At 66.7% G+C, this 17,433-nt stretch carries 20 protein-coding genes; 13 read left to right on the top strand and 7 right to left on the bottom strand.

Features of this window, described 5'->3' with window-relative positions; all coding sequences use genetic code 11:
• Positions 1-45 precede the first annotated feature (45 nt).
• Positions 46-1,116: a protease SohB gene (gene sohB, locus TK90_RS08840; RefSeq protein WP_012983126.1), complete on the bottom strand. Its 1,071-nt coding sequence runs from the start codon at positions 1,114-1,116 to the stop codon at positions 46-48.
• A gap of 50 nt (positions 1,117-1,166) precedes the next feature.
• Here sohB and TK90_RS08835 point away from each other — a divergent pair, with 50 nt between their 5' ends.
• From TK90_RS08835 to TK90_RS08820, 4 genes are all read left to right on the top strand, one after another.
• Entirely contained in the window at positions 1,167-1,556 is a 390-nt protein-coding gene (locus TK90_RS08835; RefSeq protein WP_012983125.1) for a hypothetical protein, read from the top strand.
• A gap of 129 nt (positions 1,557-1,685) precedes the next feature.
• Entirely contained in the window at positions 1,686-2,588 is a 903-nt protein-coding gene (locus TK90_RS08830; protein WP_256364832.1) for a LysR family transcriptional regulator, read from the top strand.
• A 90-nt stretch (positions 2,589-2,678) separates the two neighbouring features.
• Positions 2,679-4,463: an N-acetylglutaminylglutamine amidotransferase gene (locus tag TK90_RS08825; protein ID WP_012983123.1), complete on the top strand. Its 1,785-nt coding sequence runs from the start codon at positions 2,679-2,681 to the stop codon at positions 4,461-4,463.
• 7 nt (positions 4,464-4,470) lie between these two features.
• On the top strand, positions 4,471-4,899 hold the full coding sequence (locus TK90_RS08820; protein WP_012983122.1) for a DUF488 domain-containing protein: 429 nt from the start codon (positions 4,471-4,473) through the stop codon (positions 4,897-4,899).
• A gap of 4 nt (positions 4,900-4,903) precedes the next feature.
• Here the strand turns inward: TK90_RS08820 and moaB are convergent, their stop codons facing one another.
• On the bottom strand, positions 4,904-5,440 hold the full coding sequence (moaB, locus tag TK90_RS08815) for a molybdenum cofactor biosynthesis protein B (RefSeq protein WP_012983121.1): 537 nt from the start codon (positions 5,438-5,440) through the stop codon (positions 4,904-4,906).
• 98 nt (positions 5,441-5,538) lie between these two features.
• Here moaB and rluB point away from each other — a divergent pair, with 98 nt between their 5' ends.
• From rluB to TK90_RS08800, 3 genes are read left to right on the top strand one after another with little or no spacing between them, the layout of a single operon-like run.
• Positions 5,539-6,495, top strand: a complete 957-nt coding sequence (gene rluB / locus TK90_RS08810) for a 23S rRNA pseudouridine(2605) synthase RluB (RefSeq protein WP_012983120.1) — start codon at positions 5,539-5,541, stop codon at positions 6,493-6,495.
• Positions 6,495-7,145, top strand: coding sequence for an endonuclease III domain-containing protein (locus TK90_RS08805; RefSeq protein WP_012983119.1), 651 nt, complete (start codon positions 6,495-6,497; stop codon positions 7,143-7,145). Before rluB ends, TK90_RS08805 begins: the two co-directional genes overlap by 1 nt.
• A 5-nt stretch (positions 7,146-7,150) precedes the next feature.
• Positions 7,151-8,356: a nitrate/nitrite transporter gene (locus tag TK90_RS08800; protein WP_012983118.1), complete on the top strand. Its 1,206-nt coding sequence runs from the start codon at positions 7,151-7,153 to the stop codon at positions 8,354-8,356.
• 24 nt (positions 8,357-8,380) lie between these two features.
• Here the strand turns inward: TK90_RS08800 and TK90_RS08795 are convergent, their stop codons facing one another.
• The 3 genes from TK90_RS08795 to TK90_RS08785 form a co-directional block, all read right to left on the bottom strand.
• Positions 8,381-11,071 (bottom strand): PAS domain S-box protein, encoded by a 2,691-nt coding sequence (locus TK90_RS08795; RefSeq protein ID WP_012983117.1) that lies wholly within the window; start codon positions 11,069-11,071, stop codon positions 8,381-8,383.
• Positions 11,072-11,183: 112 nt separating this feature from the next.
• Positions 11,184-11,900 (bottom strand): hemerythrin domain-containing protein, encoded by a 717-nt coding sequence (locus TK90_RS08790; protein ID WP_012983116.1) that lies wholly within the window; start codon positions 11,898-11,900, stop codon positions 11,184-11,186.
• Positions 11,893-12,450, bottom strand: a complete 558-nt coding sequence (locus tag TK90_RS08785) for a hemerythrin domain-containing protein (RefSeq protein WP_012983115.1) — start codon at positions 12,448-12,450, stop codon at positions 11,893-11,895. The genes TK90_RS08790 and TK90_RS08785 overlap by 8 nt, the downstream gene beginning before the upstream one ends.
• A gap of 180 nt (positions 12,451-12,630) precedes the next feature.
• Between TK90_RS08785 and TK90_RS08780 the strand changes: the two genes are divergently transcribed.
• The 5 genes from TK90_RS08780 (at position 12,631) to rnk (ending at position 15,133) form a co-directional block, all read left to right on the top strand.
• Positions 12,631-13,029, top strand: a complete 399-nt coding sequence (locus TK90_RS08780; RefSeq protein ID WP_012983114.1) for a hypothetical protein — start codon at positions 12,631-12,633, stop codon at positions 13,027-13,029.
• A complete protein-coding gene (locus TK90_RS08775) occupies positions 13,029-13,481 on the top strand; it encodes a glycine cleavage system protein H (protein WP_012983113.1) in 453 nt (150 codons plus the stop codon). Before TK90_RS08780 ends, TK90_RS08775 begins: the two co-directional genes overlap by 1 nt.
• Positions 13,482-13,501: 20 nt before the next feature.
• Positions 13,502-14,170: a thioredoxin family protein gene (locus TK90_RS08770; RefSeq protein WP_012983112.1), complete on the top strand. Its 669-nt coding sequence runs from the start codon at positions 13,502-13,504 to the stop codon at positions 14,168-14,170.
• A gap of 62 nt (positions 14,171-14,232) precedes the next feature.
• On the top strand, positions 14,233-14,571 hold the full coding sequence (locus TK90_RS08765) for a rhodanese-like domain-containing protein (RefSeq protein WP_012983111.1): 339 nt from the start codon (positions 14,233-14,235) through the stop codon (positions 14,569-14,571).
• 151 nt (positions 14,572-14,722) lie between these two features.
• Entirely contained in the window at positions 14,723-15,133 is a 411-nt protein-coding gene (gene rnk / locus TK90_RS08760; RefSeq protein ID WP_012983110.1) for a nucleoside diphosphate kinase regulator, read from the top strand.
• Positions 15,134-15,149: 16 nt separating this feature from the next.
• Here the strand turns inward: rnk and TK90_RS08755 are convergent, their stop codons facing one another.
• Both TK90_RS08755 and TK90_RS08750 read right to left on the bottom strand, forming a co-directional pair.
• A complete protein-coding gene (locus tag TK90_RS08755; protein WP_012983109.1) occupies positions 15,150-15,605 on the bottom strand; it encodes a rhodanese-like domain-containing protein in 456 nt (151 codons plus the stop codon).
• Positions 15,606-15,647: 42 nt separating this feature from the next.
• Positions 15,648-16,154, bottom strand: a complete 507-nt coding sequence (locus TK90_RS08750) for a heme-binding protein (RefSeq protein ID WP_012983108.1) — start codon at positions 16,152-16,154, stop codon at positions 15,648-15,650.
• A gap of 133 nt (positions 16,155-16,287) precedes the next feature.
• On the opposite strand from TK90_RS08750, the gene aroC reads away from it, so the two are divergent.
• Positions 16,288-17,394 carry a chorismate synthase gene (aroC, locus tag TK90_RS08745; protein ID WP_012983107.1) on the top strand — a complete coding sequence of 369 codons (1,107 nt, stop codon included), beginning with the start codon at positions 16,288-16,290 and terminating at the stop codon, positions 17,392-17,394.
• The last annotated feature ends 39 nt before the right edge of the window (positions 17,395-17,433 follow it).

The raw sequence follows: 17,433 nt of genomic DNA, 5'->3' as shown, positions 1-17,433 counted from the left end.
TCGACGGGCAGGGACGGGTTCTTCTTCCCTTTATGCCGAGATGGCTCAAAGCCGCGCCTCGGGTCCCTGGCTGCGCAGCACGCGCTCGACGATGGACTCCATCGCCAGGGTAATCCGCCGGCTCAGACGTTGCGGGCGGGTATAGGTGATCTCGAACAGGTCAGCCTCGCGGCTGGTCTCCAGCAGCAGATCATCGCTGGTTCGCAGCTCGTCGGCCAGGCCCAGCTGGTGTGCCTGTTCTCCGTACCAGTGCTCTCCGGTCGCCACTTTCTCCAGATCCAGGGATGGGCGGTAGCGGGAAAGAAACGTCTTGAACTGGTCGTGGGCCTCGTCCAGCTGCTCGCGAAACTTGCGCCGGCCCTCGTCGGTGTTCTCCCCGAGTACGGTCAGGGTGCGCTTGTATTCGCCGGCGGTCAGCAGTTCGACATCGATGTCATGGCGCTCCAGCCAGCGGTGCAGGTTCGGGATCTGGGCCACGACCCCGATCGACCCCAGCACTGCGAAGGGCGCGGCCACGATCCGGTCTGCCACCGCGGCCATCATGTACCCGCCGCTCGCGGCGACCCGGTCCACCGCGACGGTCAGGTCCAGCCCCTTTTCACGCAGGCGGGCCAGTTGCGAGGCGGCCAGGCCGTAGGACGGGACGAGCCCGCCCGGGCTCTCCAGGCATACGATGACGCGGTCCTGTTCGGGGCGAGCGAGGGTCAGGATCGCGGTGATTTCCTCGCGCAGGCTGTCGACGCTGGAGGCGCGGATGTCGCCCGTGAAGCGCAACACATAGACCCGGGGGCGCTCCTTGTCGACGGATTCATCGGCCGGGGCATCCGACCCGGACGCTTCGCCTGCATCGCGTTCGCCTGACGACGAATCGCCGCGTTGCCAGCCCAGCTTTTTGCGCAACCGCGCCCGCCAGTTCGCGCTGCCCTCCACCGCGTGGCGAATGGTCTTCTCCATGCGGCGATAGCGATCGTTCAGCTTGCGTACCGTCAGGCGGTCCGGCCGCCTCTCGCGGCTCTTGGCGACCACCCCCGCCACGGCACTCACGAAGATCAGCACCACCACGAGGGCGGTTACGAGTTTGGCGAAGAACAGCCCGTATTCCTGTAGCAATTCCATCCGTGTCGTCCTGTTCCGTCGGCCGGCTGTCGGCATGCCATAATGCCAGCATGAGGATCGAAAGCGACGAAGACCCCCGTAGTGCAGGACTGTTTCCGGGGCGCGAGGGTTCCGCCAGCGCCACCCCGCCGGACCCGATCATCCACGCGGGGTATGCCACCTTGAGCCTGCGTCAGATTGACGAATGGAACGGTGTGCCCAAGGGCACGGCCTTTCGCCTGTTCAAGGCGCAAAAAGACCAGCTGCGCGAAGGGCAGGACTTTTTCTACATTCCCGAGGGCAAGGACCCGGAGCTGACCGAGACCCTGCGCATGGACGGCCGGATCTACCCCTCCACGGTTCATGTGCTGCTGATGACCACGACCGCGTACGCGCGGATGCGCGAAGAGTGGCATCGGCGCATGCACAAGACCGGTTGCGGGTGCCCGGAGGAACACTAGAGTGGCGCCAGCCGGGCTCGAATCGCGCCCGTTTGCGGGCCACTCGCGGCGCTGGCCGGACCGCCTTTCGCCCCTGGATCGAAGCCGTGTCGGACCGGGGTGGGCGGGGTGCCGGCGGGGGCGGGTTCCTTGATTCGCGTCTCCCTGGAGCAGTGGCGCATGCTGCAGGCGGTGGTGGCCGCCGGCGGTTTTGCCCGTGCCGCGGAACAGGTGCACAAGAGCCCCTCCAGCGTGAACCATGCGGTGCAGAAACTGGAGGAGCGCCTGGGCGTCGAGGTCTTCGAGGTACAGGGCCGCAAGGCGGTCCTGACCCCGGCGGGTGAGGCGCTGCTGCGCCGTGCCGAGCACCTGCTGGAGGAGGCCGCCGAGATCGAGGCCCTGGCCGGTGCGCTCGCCGCCGGTGTGGAGTCCGAGGTCCGGCTGGCGGTGGACCAGATCCTGCCGCGGGGGCCTGTGATCCAGGCACTGGAGCGTTTTTCCCGTGCCTATCCGGCCACGCGTGTTCAGCTGGAGGAGGTCGTCCTGAGCGGCGGTCCGGAACTCCTGCGCGAAGGCCGGGTGGATATCCTGATCGCGCCGGAGCTTCCGGGCGGCTATCTGGGTGCCTGGCTGACGGACCAGGTCATGGTCTGCGTGGCACACCCGGGGCATCCGCTGGCCGACGGCCGTCGACTGACGCGGCGGGACCTGCAGGCTCAGCGCCAGATCGTGGTTCGTGATTCCGGCGAGCAGCAGGCCGGGGAGGGTGGCTGGCTCGAGGCCGACCAGCGCTGGACGGTCTCGCACATGAGTACCGCGCGCGAGATCCTGTGCTCCGGGATCGGCTTTGCCTGGCTGCCGCTGGATCGCATCGCGGAGGATCTCGCGCAGGGGCGTCTGGTCGAACTCAACCTGGAGGCGGGCACGCGCCACGAGGTGCCGTTCTACATGGCGCACGCGGATCGCGATCGCGCCGGGGCCGCCAGTCAGGCCCTGATGGAGGCCCTGGAGGCCACCTTCGGCGCAACCCCGTCAGAGCCCCCTGAACGGTAGGAGCCTGCTTGCAGGCGAAGCCCCTGCCCGCGTCGGGCGGTAACAAGCCGTTTCCAAAACCAAGCCACCCAACCAGCAAGGAATGAATCGATGTGCGGGATCGCGGGAGAATTCGTCTGGGGCGAGCGGCGCGCGAGCGGCGAGGCGGTGGCGCGCATGCTGCCCAGCCTGGAACGGCGCGGGCCGGATGCCGACGGGCTGTGGGCCTCCGGGCGGGTCGCGCTGGGGCACCGGCGGCTGTCGATCCTGGATCTGTCGCAGCGCGCGCACCAGCCGATGTTCGACCCGGAGACCGGGCTCGCGCTGGTGTTCAACGGCGCGATCTACAACTTCCGGGCGCTGCGTTCGGAGCTGGAAGGCCGCGGCCACCGCTTTTTCTCGACGGGTGATACCGAGGTCATCCTGCGCGGCTATGCCGAGTGGGGCGAGGGCATCGTGGCGCGGTTGCACGGGATGTTCGCCTTCGCCCTGTATGACGGCCACGCCCAGCGTCTGCTGCTGGCGCGCGACCGCATGGGCATCAAGCCGCTGTACTTGGCGCGCACGGGCAACGGCATTCGTTTCGCCTCGAATACCCAGGCCTTGCTGGCGGCGGGCGACGTGGATACCGAGCTGGATGCCGAGGCACTGCACATGCTGTTCTCGCTGCACGCGGTGGTGCCGGCGCCGCGTACCGTATTGCGCGGCATCCGCAAACTCGAGCCGGGGCATTACCTGAGCATCGACGCCCGGGGACAGGAGCGGCTGCAGCGCTACTGGACGCTGCACGCACGCCGCCCGGCCGAGCCGGTATCGGATAACGAGTGGCAGGAGCGCATCGAACACGCCCTGCGCAGTGCCGTGCGCAAGCGCCTGGAGGTGGCCGACGTCCCGGTGGGCGTTCTGCTGTCGGGCGGGCTGGACTCTTCGCTGCTGGTGGCACTGGCCATGGAGGAGGGGGCGCAAGACCTGCGTACCTTTACCGTCGGCTTCGAGGACCAGCCGGAGGAGAAGGGTTCCGAGTTCGAATATTCCGATCCGGTCGCCGAACGCTACGCGACCGACCACCAGGCCACGCTGATCCCGAACGACCAGGTCCTGGCCCGGCTGCCGGAGGCCGTCGGCGCGATGGCCGAGCCGATGTTCGGCCAGGATGCGGTGGCCTTCTACCTGCTCTCCGAGCAGGTCTCGCGGCACGTGAAGGTGGTCCAGTCGGGCCAGGGTGCCGACGAGGTCTTCGGTGGCTATTTCTGGTATCCGCAGATGGCGGAGGATCGCCACGGTGACTGGGTGGAACGCTTCCGGCGCCACTACTTCGACCGCGATCACCCCGAGATGGCCGAGATGCTGCGTCATCCCCCCGCGAACGACATCACCGGCGACTGGCTGCGCGAGCAGTTCGCCGAGCTCGAGACCGACCGTGCGGACTCCTTTATCGATGCGGTGCTGGCGCTGGATGTGACCACGCTGATCGTGGACGACCCGGTCAAGCGCGTGGACAACATGACCATGGCTTTCGGCCTGGAGGCGCGGGTGCCGTTCCTGGATCACGAGCTGGTGGAGATTGCCGCCGCGATGCCGCCGCACCTGAAGCTTGGCGATGGCGGCAAGGATGTCTTGCGGCGCATCGCGCGCGGCCGCCTGCCGGATGCGGTGCTGGACCGGCCCAAGGGCTACTTCCCGGTGCCGGCGCTGAAATACGTGCGTGGCGACTTTCTCGAATTCATGCGCGACATTCTCACCTCGCGCGCCTCGCGCGAGCGGGGCCTCTATCAGCCGGCCTATATCGACAAGCTGCTGGATGCACCGGACCAGTACTTCACCCGTATCCAGGGCTCCAAACTCTGGCATGCCGCCCTGCTCGAATACTGGCTGCAGACCCACGTGGACCGGTAATCGCGGCATGGAACGGGTGCGGATCCGGCGCGTCTACGATCCGGTCGATCCCGACGATGGGGCCCGTGTACTGGTTGATCGCCTCTGGCCTCGCGGCGTCAAGAAGTCCGCGCTCGTACTCGACGCATGGGAGAAGTCTGTCGCGCCATCGCCGGACTTGCGCCGCTGGTTCGCGCATGACCCAAGTCGCTGGCGTGACTTCAGCCGTCGTTATCAGGCCGAACTGGACGCGGGCTCCGAGGCCTTTGGCCGGTTGCTGGGGTATGCCCGCCGTGGCTGCCTGACGCTGCTGACGGCTACTCGGGACGTGGAACACAGCCACGTGGCGGTGTTGCGCGATCTCCTCAATGCCGAGAGGGCCGAGGAGGAGCGAACCGGAGAACGCGCTTCGCCGGTGTGCTTCGCGCCCGACGAGCCCGGGGCAGATCCCGATTGACCGCTCAGGACTCCTTCAGGCGCGGCATCAGCATGGTGAGGTTGCAGGGCATGGTGCGGTCGTCGAGCTGGGCCTGGATGATGCGGTCCCAGGCGGTGCGGCAGGCGCCGGTGGAGCCGGGCAGCACGAAGATATAGGTGCCGTTGGCGACCCCCGACAGGGCGCGGGACTGCAGGCTGGAGGTGCCGATCTCTTCATAGGACAGTGCCCGGAACAGCTCGCCGAAGCCCTCGATGGTCTTGTCCAGCAGCACCGAGGCCGCCTCCGGGGTGCCGTCGCGGCCCGTGATGCCGGTGCCGCCAGTGGTCAGCACCGCGTCGATCTCCGGGTCCGCAATCCAGCGCGAGAGGTCGGCGCGGATCGCGTAGATGTCATCCCGGACCACGCGGCGCTCGGCCAGGTGGTGCCCTGCGCCCTCCAGCCGTTCGACCAGGGCATCGCCGGAGCGGTCCTCGGCCAGGGTTCGGCTGTCGGATACGGTGAGGACGGCGATGTTCAGCGGGGTCTGGACGGGAGTGGTTTCCGGGCTCTTGGCGGTCATGGGCAACGTCCTGTTGGTGTATCGTGAGCGCCCATCATAATGAATGCGGGTCCGGTCGCGGCAATGCGGGCGGATCGAGACGTCTGGAGTCAGCAGGAATGTCGGAGCGGGTACAGAAGGTCCTGGCGGCGCGCGGCCTCGGTTCGCGGCGCGAGATCGAGGGCTGGATCGAGCGCGGCGAGGTGAAGGTCAACCAGCGCACGGCCAAGCTGGGCGACCAGGTGGGGCCGAATGACGTGATCCGCGTGCGCGGGCGCGTGATCCACATGGCGGAGCATGCCCATCGCTGGCTCGTGTATCACAAGCCCGTCGGCGAGATCTGCAGTCGCTCGGATCCCGAGGGCCGCAAGCCGGTGTTCGCCAGCCTGCCGCGCCTGAAGGGGCAGCGCTGGGTGGCGGTCGGGCGTCTCGACCTGAATACCTCGGGGCTGCTCCTGTTCACCACCGATGGCGAACTGGCCAATCGCCTGATGCACCCCAGCCATTCGCTGGAGCGCGAATATGCGGTGCGGGTGCTGGGCGAGGTCCCCGACGATACGCGGCGCATGCTGCTGGAAGGGGTCGAGCTGGAGGATGGTCCCGCGCGTTTCGATGTCCTGGAAGAGCGTGGCGGCGACGGTGCCAATCACTGGTTTCATGTCGTGGTCAGTGAAGGCCGCAACCGCCTGGTGCGCCGCCTGTGGGATGCGGTCGGTGTGACCGTCAGCCGGCTGATCCGGGTGCGCTACGGACCGGTGGTCCTCGGGCGCGGCCTGAAGACGGGCGCCTCCCGCGATCTGGAGGTGCGCGAGGTCGAGGCCCTGTACGAGGCGGTCGAACTGCCGGTGCCGGAATCCATTCGCGAGCGGGGCCGGCGCCGCGGACCGGGCCGCAACACTCGGCCCGCGCGTGGCAAACGGGGCAAGTCGGGGGGGCGCGTACGCGAAGCGGATCGCTGGACCTCTACCAAGCCGGGGAGCGGCCCCGGCAAGGGCGGCAAGACCGGGCGTTCGGGGCCGGGAGGTGCCGGGCGCAAGGGCGGGCCGCGCAAGCCGGGTGGTCGGGCGCGTTCCTGATGCCGTTGCGGGTGTCCGAGGTCCGGCAGCGCCTGCAGGGTGCCTACGGTGATCTGCAGTGGTGGCCGGCGGAGTCGGCGTTCGAGGTCATGGTGGGCGCGGTGCTTACGCAGAACACCAGCTGGACCAATGTCGAACGCGCAATCGCCAATCTGCGCGCGGGGGATGTACTGGATCCGGAGTCGCTGCTGGAGCTCCCGCACGAGATCCTGGCCGAGCACATCCGGCCGAGCGGTTACTTCAACGTGAAGGCCGACCGCCTGCGGCACCTGCTGCGCTTTCTGGAACAGCAGGGTGGCGTGGAAGCCCTGGCCCGCATGGAGACCGAGGCCCTGCGCTCGGCCCTTTTGAGTGTGAAGGGGGTTGGGCCGGAGACGGCGGACGACATCGTGCTGTATGCGTTCGAACGGCCGGTGTTCGTGGTCGATGCCTATACCCGGCGGTTGTTCGAGCGGCTGGGCCTGCCGCATGCCCGCGGCGCCTACGACGACCTGCGGGTCTGGGTGGAGTCGGAGCTGGGGCCGGATGCGCAGGCCTTTAATGATCTGCACGCCCTGATCGTGGAACACGGCAAGCAGCGCTGCCGACCCAAACCGCTTTGTCAGGGATGCCCACTGAGTGACGTCTGTCCGGGCCGTGTGGCGGTTTAGCACTCGTGCAGGCAGGCCATTACGTCGGACTGCTGCACCGCCATCCCCTGGCGGCGATCGTGATCGCTCAGCTCTTTGCGACCTCGCTGTGGTTCAGTGTGAACGGGGTCGGGTTGTCTCTGCAGCAGGAACTGGGCTGGACGGCGACCGAGATTGGGTGGCTGACGATGGCGACCCAGCTGGGATTCATCACCGGTACCCTGGTGACGGCCGCAACCGGGCTGGCCGACCGGGTGCGTGCGAGTCGCCTGTTCATGGTGTCCGCGCTGCTGGGGGCACTGGTCAATGCCGGGTTCATCCTGCTGGCCGGCGTCTGGGAGCTGGCACTGGCCGTGCGCTTTGTCGTCGGGCTGTGCCTGGCCGGGGTGTATCCGCTGGGCATGAAGTTGGTGATCAGCTGGACGCCGCAGCAAAAGGGCTGGGCCCTGTCCTGGCTGCTCGGGATGCTCACGCTGGGAACGGCGCTTCCTCATCTCTTGCGGGGCGTGACCCTCGATTTGGTCTGGCCGGTACCGATGATGCTGGCCTCCGTGCTGGCGGTGGCGGCCGCCGGGATGATCGCGCGCCTGGGCGACGGCCCGCATCTGCCGCCGGCGGGGCGCACACCGGGGCTGGGCAAGGGCTTTCGTGCATTGGGCGGGCGTGACTTTCGTGCGGTGGCCGGCGGTTATTTCGGCCATTGCTGGGAGCTGTACGCCTTCTGGACGCTGGTTCCGCTGCTGGTTGCGCATGAACTGGCCCGTCTGGATGCCCCCGCCGGCCTGGTGCCCTGGCTGGCCTTCGCGGTGATCGGGCTGGGCGCGGTGGGCTGTGTCTGGGGTGGCCGCCTGAGCCGCCGTCTGGGGAGCCTGCGGGTCGCACGGGTGGCGCTGGCGACATCCGGGCTGGTGTGCCTGCTGTACCCGTTGCTGGCTGGACTGGCGCCATGGCTGCTTCTGGGCCTGCTCGCCCTCTGGGGGCTGACGGTGATCGCGGATTCGCCCCAGTTCTCGGCGCTGGCCGCGGAGAGTGCGCCACCGGATGCGGTGGGCTCTGCCCTGAGCGTGATGAATGCCATCGGCTTTGCGCTCACCCTGCCTTCGATCCTGGTCACCGCCTGGCTGTGGGACGACATCGGGCTGTGGGTGTTGTGGCTGTTGCTGCCCGGGCCCGCGCTCGGGTTGTGGGCGCTCAGCCGACTGTCGGGTCCACGGGGCGCCGGGAGGCACTGACGTATTCAACGTGTCCCGGATGGGTTACGTGTCTCCGGCCACAAGCCGGTCGCGGCCCTGAGCCTTCGCGCGATAGAGACGATCGTCGGCCCGATTGATCAGGGTTTCGGGCGTGAGGTGCCCGGGGTCGCACTCGTCGGACCAGGCCAGTCCGGCGCTGACCGTGAAGGCCAGCGATTCGTCCTCGAAGCGTGTGTCGAGTTCGCGGGTGGCCTCCAGCAGGCGTTCGATGGCGGTGGTGGCGGCCTCGTGATCGACACGGGTGAGGACCACGATGAATTCCTCGCCGCCAAAGCGAGCCACAATGTCGAAGGCCCGATGCTGGCGCCGCAACAGATCGCCGAAGTTGCGCAGAACCTCGTCGCCGGCCAGGTGTCCGTGGGTGTCATTGAGGGTCTTGAAGTGGTCCAGATCCAGGATCGCCACGGCAAAATCTTCGCCGTGGCGGCGCCAGGCCTCGATCTGTTCGCGCAGGCGCTCCATCAGGTAGCGGCGGTTGTACAGGCCGGTCAACGGGTCGGTGATCCCAAGATCGCGTAGCTGGATCTCCAGGTGGTTGCGCTGCAGTGCCTCCGAGATCAGGTTGCCGAGCACCAGCAGCAATTCATCCTGATCCTTGCGCCAGGTGCGCGGGCGCAGCATGTCCATGCCGACGAAGCCGGTGACCTGCTGTCCGGCCAGGATGGGTACGCAGATCAGGGTCTTGACGCCTTGTCGCCGGAACAACTCGCGCTCGGTGGCCGCCTCCTCCGGGAGCTCGTCCACCACGGGAATCACCACCGGTATGCGCTGCTCGATCATCTCCAGCATGCGGGTGCGCCACCAGGGTAGCTTTTTGATGTCCACATCCCGCAGTTGGTCCATTACGGAGAATACGCCGGGGGCACACCATTCATGGGTGTTGTCCATGTGTGTGCCATCAGGTGATAACTCGAACAGATAGCAGCGATCGCTCTCGAAAAAGCGCCCGATGTCGGCCAGGGCAGCATCCAGTCGCTCGTCCATCAAGTCGGCGCTGGCGGTCACGAAGTCCGAGGACAGGCGCGCCAGCATGGCGTTGAAACGTGCCTGATACTGAAGCTCGTCGTGCATGCGGCGGCGATCGGTGATGTCTCGAGCAACGCCCACATAGCCTGTGATCTCGCCCGTCGCGCTGCGGATCGGGGCGCCGCTGGAGACGTGCCAGCGCCATTCCCCACTCTGATGCCGGACGCGGTACTCGATTTCCTGGTCGTTCTGCTCCGAACGGAGGGTGCGTTGGAGGAAGCGGCCGCATTCCCCGCGGTCCTCCCGATGGACGTAGTCGGCGATGGGGGTTCCGGTCGCCTCTTCGGCGGTGTAACCCAGCACTCGTGTCCATTGCGGGGAGACATAGGTGATGACGCCGTCCGGCGTGAGGGTGTAGATGATGTCCCCGATGTTCTCGACCAGCTGGCGGTACTGGGCCTCGCTGGCGCGCAACTGTTCCTCCAGCAGGTGCCGCTCGGTGATGTCGTATATCGTGCCAATGCTGGCCGCGCCGCTTTGCAGCTCCACGCGGCCGGCGGTCAGCTCGACCCAGCGCGTCTCGCCGTTACCGGTGATGACCTTCATCTCGTAGTGGTCCGGCACCTTCTTGCCCGCGATCCGGTCGCGAGCCCGCTGAGTCACGGCCTCGCGCTGTTCCGGGTGGATGATCTCGTAGAAGGGCTGGTTCAGCAGCCAGTGTTCGGGGCGCTGGAGGATGCGGGAAAGGGCCGGATTCACGGTCTGGAAATGGTCATTCTGGAGGATGAATACGCCGGCCGCAGCGTGTTCGGTCAGGGTGCGGAACAGCTCGCGCTCGTCCTCGAGTTCGGCGGTGCGCTCGCGAACGCGGGTCTCGAGCGCACGCCGCTGGCGAAGCAGCAATGCGGCATACAGCAATACCGCCAGCAGGCTCAGGCCAATGACGGTTGGGAGCAGCCAGGCGGGGAACACCTCGACCGTATCGGAGTGGATCCAGCGCTGCGTGATCTGGCGCAGCAGTTCGTCATCCAGCTGGGCGATGGCCGTGTTGATTTCGTCCAGCAATTCCTCGTTAGCGTGCGTTACCGCTGCGCGCAGGGGCTGCTCGTAGAGCAGCTCCAGGGGGTGAAACATGCCCGGCTCGCCATGACGGTCCAGCAGGTACATGGCGACCGGGTAGTCGCCCACGAAGACATCGATCGTGCCTTCCAGCGCGGCGCGCACCATCTGCTCGTTGTTGTCGAAGACCTGCAGCGGGTGTTCAGGTCGTTCGCGCCGCATGAACTCGAGTTCGAAGCTGCCCGCCACCACGCCAGCCGGTTTGTGCGCGAGTTCGTCCAGTCGGGCCACGGGCGCGCCGGTGCGCACGAACGCGAAGGTCCGCAGCGGGAGCAGTACTTCGCTGAAGGCCAGGGTTTGTTCGCGCTCGGGAGACTGGATCAGCCCGCCGTGCACATCAGCCTCGCCACCGCGGACGAGATCCAGGGTGCGCGGCCAGTCGACCAGTCGGAATTCCACTGGACGGTCGAGTTCGTTCGCGATCTCCTGCCACAGGTCTACCAGCAAGCCGCGAGGCTCGCCCCCGTTATCTTCGAAGGCAAAGGGGGGCCAGGCGTGATCCTGGGAGACGATCAGGGGAGGTGGCGGTTCGTCGGCCTGCACGCCGGTGCAGCAAAGGAGCAGGACGCCTATGGCCGACAGGCCGGCTGGCCATGCCGCAAACCGCATACGAAGCCAGTGAACAGGGCGGGAAAAGCCGATATCGAGGTGGAGTGGTGTCACGTCGTGTCAGGCCGTGGCGATGGGCCATCGTGACACAATCATTCCGTATTGCCGACCCCTATTGTCCGGGCGTGGTGGCGCCGGCCCCTAGCTGCTGACGGGCCTTCTCCAGGAGTTCGGCCGCCAGGTCGGGCTCGTGGCGCAGGCGGCGTCCCCAGTTCGGGAACACGTTTTGCTCCTCGCGACTTTCGTGCTTGGCGAGGGCCCCGGAGATCAGGGCGAAGAAGGGGGCCACCATCCAGGCCTCCTCGACACCTTCCTGAAACTCGTGTTCCAGCAGTGCGGTTTGTTCCAGGATCTCGTCATGCTCGCGCAGCATGATCGTGACCGGGTCCTGGCTGCCGGCCCCGCGCGCAACCTCAAGCGTCGGGACGATCAGTTCGTTTTCCACATGCACGTGTCGGCGCAGGCCTTCCACGTAGGCCTGGAAGTCGGGTGCTGCGCCCTCGAGATCGCCGGCATTGACCTTGTGCAGGGCGCTGGCGAACAGGCGGTCGATGCGCAGGTGGTCGCGCTGCAGGAGATCGACGAGGTCCACGGGCGCGACGTCCTCGCGGCGCTGGACGCGCAGTTTCCAAAGCGGTGGGCCGTTCTCCTGCACCTGCCAGTGGATGGCGTGGCGCAGCTGCAGGCTGACGGCATCCATCAGCAGCTGCGGCTCCTGATCCAGCCAGACGTCGAAGACCTGACCCGGCTGGAGTTCGCGCAGCGTGTAGTAGGCGCGGGTGTGTGCGTGGTCGCCCAGCCCCCGCAGGTCCAGCAGAAAGTCACTCATCGGCGGGCTTCGCGTACGCGTCCGGGATGCCGCGCCGGCGCGCCATGGAACGTCCGATGAGGGCGCGCTCCTCGGCGCTGAGCAGGTGGTCAGCCAGTGGCAGTACGGCTTGTTCCTCCAGCTCGAGGTGGGTCCGGTAGCACTGGATCCAGTCAGTCGCGCCTTCCAGCGGATCCGCGTGCCCCGCCGCAATGTTTTGCAGGGCAGGCTCCAGGGCGTCCCAGCCGGCCTCAAGCCGAGGGTGCTCCGCGCTCAGGCGATCCATCCACTCACCCAGTTGTGGATGGGCCTCGGGATGGTCGCGGTATGCATGCAGGATCGGGAACAGATCCTGGTCCTCGTCGGCGTGATGTTGCGGGGCGGCCTGCTCGAAATAGGCCAGCACACGGCGAGCCGCGGACTGGGCCTCTGCGTCGGCCCCGTGCTGCTCCAGGTGTCCCGACAGTCGCTCCAGCGCGTCGAGGCAGTTCGTGATCCGCCGATGACAGGCCCGCAGGAGTTCGATCGGGTGGTGAAAGCCGGGGGCGGGTTCGTGGAGTTGCAGTTTCATCAATAGGCTCGGATCGCGGGGCGACGGCGTGTGTACGAATAACGGAGGCGCTACTGTCCCTTAAGTCTCCCGGGTCCGTGTTGATCTCGATCAATGCATTCGTTATGCATCTTATCGTAGTCTAGCCTCGCTGAAGAACAAACAAAGCCGTAACAAACAAGCAAAGGGAGCGAACGCGACATGCATCCACGCAACCGGATGTTCATCCTGGCCGCACTGGTTTATGCGCTGCTGGGTGGACTGATCGGCGTCCTCTGGCTGGCCCATCCGGGGCTGATCCCCGGCAACGTGCCGCGTATCCATGGTCATCTGATGCTGCTGGGATTCGTGATCATGATGATTTACGGCGTGGGGCTTCACGTACTGCCGCGTTTTTCCGGGCGCTCGCTGTTCTCGGAACGGCTGGCGCATGTCCAGTTCGTGCTGGCCAATGTCGGCCTCTGGGTGATGATCGCCGGCTGGATGATGTTCCATAACCCGACGGTTGCGGTCGGCGGGGCGATGGCCTGGGGGGCGATGATCCTGTTTGCGCTGAATATCGCACTCACGGTGCGCCACTATGGTCCGAAGGGGGCGTGATGAGCCATACCGAATACAACGGCTGTGAGCTGCCGGACGACCTGTTCTATGACCTCGACTATGTCTGGGTCCGTCCGGAGGATGATGGGACCTTTACCCTGGGCATTACCGATCCCGCCCAGACGATGGCGGGGCGCGTGCAGTACTTCCGTTTTCGCAAGCCGGGTTCGCACCGGGCTGCGGGCAAGCCGGTCGCGCGGCTGGAGTCCGGCAAGTGGGCGGGGGGGATCCCCACGCCCTTCGACGGCACCATCGAGCGCATCAACCCGGCCGTGGAGGCCGACCCGGGGCTGGTGAATGTCGCTCCCTATACCGATGCCTGGGTGGTGGTGATGCGCCCGGACGACCCGCAAAAGGCGCTGGAACGGCTGCACACAGGGCCCGAAGCCGTCGACGGGCTCAAACAGTGGATCGACCGCTACGACATCCACTGCATGCGCTGTGCCGACTGAGGCTGGGAGGCAACCGATTCATGAAGGTGGAACTGCTGGTGTCCGAATGGTGTGCCTCCTGCCATGATGCCGAGCGCATCTGGCGCGAGGTGGCCCAGAAGAAACAGATCGATTTCGCGGTGGTCGACATGGGGCAGCCTGAGGGGCGTCAACTGGCGACCCGGTTGCGCATACGTTCCATCCCGGCCGTGGTGGTGGACGGCGAGCTCAAGCACATTGGGCTGCTGGATCGCACGGCCGCGACCGCGCTGGTCGCCGATGCGCCGGAGCGCACGCATAAGGCTGCGCGTCATGTCGGGCTGGGGCTTTCGGCCTCCAGCCGTGCCTCCGTGCTGGGCGCGATGATCTGGTTGCTGATCGCGGGTGCGGCCTTGCCGCTGGGTGGCTTCTTTCTGGATGGCGCCGCGCGCCCCGCCGCGCTGCACGGTTTTACCCTCGGGTTTTTGCTGCTGCTGATCATGGGCCTGGGCGAGCACATGCTGCCGCGCTTTACCGGGCACCCGATCGCGGGCGGCTGGCTGTGGGCCTGGACGCCGCAGATTCTGGTGCACCTGGCCGTGCTGGCGATGGGGCTGGGCTGGCTCCTGGGTGTGCCCCTGTTGACGGCGGTCGGTGCGGTGGCCGCATTCGTCGGCCTTTTGCTGTTTACGCTGCGCATCGCCCCGCTCTTGCTGCGCCCGTCTCTGTGAACACCCAGCCTCTGTCGAGACGATAGAATGGTGACCCTGTGTACCCAACGGAGCCACTGACTGTGAGCCTGTTCGAGAAGCGCATTGCGGAACTGGAAGAAGAGCTGCCGCATCTGGAACCCGCGGATCTTGCTGACTGGCGCCAGGCGGGGCGGTCGTTTCTGTTGGTGGATGTTCGCCAGCCGGAGGAAGCGGCAGAAGGCATCATCGATGGGGCGGTGAATATCCCGCGGCCGAAGCTGGAGGCCAGTATAGAGGCCTACTTGAAGGATCCGGAGCAGCCGGTCGTCGTGTACTGCGGGTACCGTGGTCGGTCGCAACTGGTGGCTGCGAGCCTGCGCGCCATGGGTATTGACGCCCATGTCCTGCGGGGTGGCTATTCGGTGTGGCGCGAGACGTGACTTAAGCGCAGGAATACCCGTCTCGGCCAATATGGCTTTTTGCCTGGGCCTTGGCTACTCTCGGGTTTGATTCTCCGATTTCGGATTGGTCCCTATTTTATTCAGCGCGCCTCCCGTGGGGGCGCGTTCTGCTTTATTGGAGTGTGTAAAGGTGAGTAAGCCGAAGATCGTCGTCTCCAGCACGGACATTGAGCGTCTGGACAAGCTGCTGGAGTCGCTGCCGGACGACAGCTTCCCCGGCAAGGCCGACCTGGAGGCCGAGCTGGACCGCGCGGATGTCGTGGATTCGCGCGAGATCCCGGGCACCGTGGTCACGATGAATTCGAAGGTCCGGTTCCGGGTGACCGAGTCCGGCGAGGAATTCTCGCTGACACTGGTCTACCCGCGCGATGTGGATGACAGCGGCGGCACGCTGTCGATCCTGGCCCCGGTGGGCAGTGCACTGCTGGGACTGTCCGAGGGGGACGAGATCGAATGGCCGCGCCCGGGTGGCGGGCAGATGCATGTTCGCATCGAGGCCGTCGAGTACCAGCCGGAGCGCGCCGGCGAGTACCACCGCTAGGGAGACGCTGACTCGCTCAGCACTGTTCCCAGGGCAGCCCGTGGTAGCGCCAGCCACCGCGGGTGGAGCGCTGGTGGTGTTCGTCCAGCGGCCCTTCAAAGCCTTCATCCACCGAGTACACGTTCTCGATACCGGCATCGACCAGGGCCTGGCCGGCGGCCAGCGTGCGCTTCCCGCTGCGGCAGATCAGGTAGAGCGCGGGGGCATCCTCGCTGTGATCCTCGGCGCCCCCCAGCAGCAGCTTGCGCACCTGGGGCACGAAGTGGGGATTCACGGTCCAGTCCGGCTCGTCGATCCACGGGATATGGATGGCGCCCTGCGGGTGCCCGACGAACAGGAATTCCATCGTGGAGCGGATGTCGATCAGCAGGTCGCGCGGGCGCTCCTGCAGCCGCTGATGGGCCTCCTGCGGGCGAATCCGGCGTACGCCGGGCGCGGGAACCGTCTTCTGATTGGCGAGTGGATCTTTCATCAAGGCTCCGGGCGTGGGTCGGCGGCCGTCCCCAGGGACTCGTTACATCGCGAAGTCGAGTCGCTCCTGAACCGAGTCTAGCGCGGCCTGGGCGCATTCTTCATCCAGATCACCACCGGGGGCACCGGATACACCCACCGCGCCGATCATGCTGCCGGCCACCTCGATCGGCAGCCCGCCTTCCAGCATGATGATGCCGTCCACGTGGTTCATCTCCATGCGGATGTCTTCGCGGTTATCACGGAAGTTGCCGGAGCTGGTGCCGGACATGACCGTGGCTCGGGCCTTGTCGCCGGCGATCTGGATGGTCTGCACGGCGGCCAGGTTGTCGCGCAGCACGGCGCGGTCGTTGCCGGCGCGGTCGACGACCACGGCGCTGGTCTGATGTCCCTTCTCGCGGCAGGCGAGCACCGCGGCCTCGGCGATGTCGTTGGCCAGCTCCATGCTCATCATGCGCTGGTTGAACACGTCGGCCTGGGCCGCACCGGCCAGTCCCAGACAGGCCGCGGCGGCGGTGCCGGCGGCCAGGCGTTTGATCGAACGCGACATATTCATCTCCTTTCTCCAGGGAAGCACTGATTAATTTGCACGCTGTCGATCATGGCAGAAACATCGTGGCTTTGCCGTCCGGTCGGGGCGGCGACAGGCGACAGCACCGCGCGGCGCGGATACACTATCGCGCATGTCGGGAAACAGCTTTGGGCGACTGTTCGTCGTCAGTACCTTTGGTGAGAGTCACGGGCCGGCCCTGGGCGCGGTGGTGGACGGCTGTCCGCCCGGTCTGGAGCTTTGCGAGGCGGACCTGCAGTTCGACCTCGATCGCCGTCGGCCGGGACAGTCGCGCCACACCACCCAGCGCCGCGAGCCGGACCAGGTACGCATCCTGTCCGGGGTGTTCGAGGGCCGCACGACCGGGACTCCGATCGGCCTGCTGATCGAGAACGTCGATCAGCGTTCCAAGGACTACAGCGAGATCATGGATCGCTTCCGTCCGGGACATGCGGACTACACCTATCACCGCAAGTACGGCCTGCGCGATTACCGCGGCGGGGGTCGCAGTTCCGCGCGCGAGACCGCGCTGCGTGTGGCGGCGGGTGGCATCGCCCGGCGCTACCTCCAGCAGCGTTACGGGATCGAGATCCGTGGCTGGCTGTCACAGCTGGGCCCGATCGAGCTGGAAGCAAAGCAGCCGGAGATCGTCAACGACAACCCGTTCTTCTGCCCCGACCCGGACAAGGTCGCGGAGCTGGAGGAATACATGGATGCCCTGCGCAAGTCGGGCGACTCCATCGGCGCGCGAGTGACGGTGGAGGCCGTGGGTGTACCGGCGGGCTGGGGCGAGCCGGTGTTCGATCGCCTGGATGCCGAACTGGCGCATGCGCTGATGAGTATCAACGCGGTCAAGGGCGTGGAGATCGGGGCCGGTTTCGAATCGGTGACCCAGCGGGGCACCGAGCACCGCGACGAGATCACCCCCGAGGGATTTCTCTCCAACCACGCCGGCGGCGTGCTCGGCGGGATCAGTACCGGCCAGGCCGTGCGCGCGAGCATCGCGCTCAAGCCGACCTCCAGCCTCCGCCTGCCGGGACGCAGCATCAACACCGCCGGCGAACCGGTGGAAGTGGTCACCAAGGGTCGCCATGATCCCTGCGTGGGCATCCGTGCGACCCCGATCGCCGAGGCGATGATGGCGCTTGTGCTGATGGATCACGCCCTGCGCCATCGTGGACAAAACGCCGACGTCGGTGACACCGGCCTGCCGGAACTGCGCGACCTGCCGCACGACTGATATGGGCGCGTACCGCCGTGCCCGCATCGCCGGAGGCCT

It is taken from the genome of Thioalkalivibrio sp. K90mix (genome assembly GCF_000025545.1).
Classification (GTDB): Bacteria; Pseudomonadota; Gammaproteobacteria; order Ectothiorhodospirales; family Ectothiorhodospiraceae; genus Thioalkalivibrio.
Note: the sequence above shows the minus strand (reverse complement) of the source record. Positions and strands in the feature narration are given on the sequence as shown.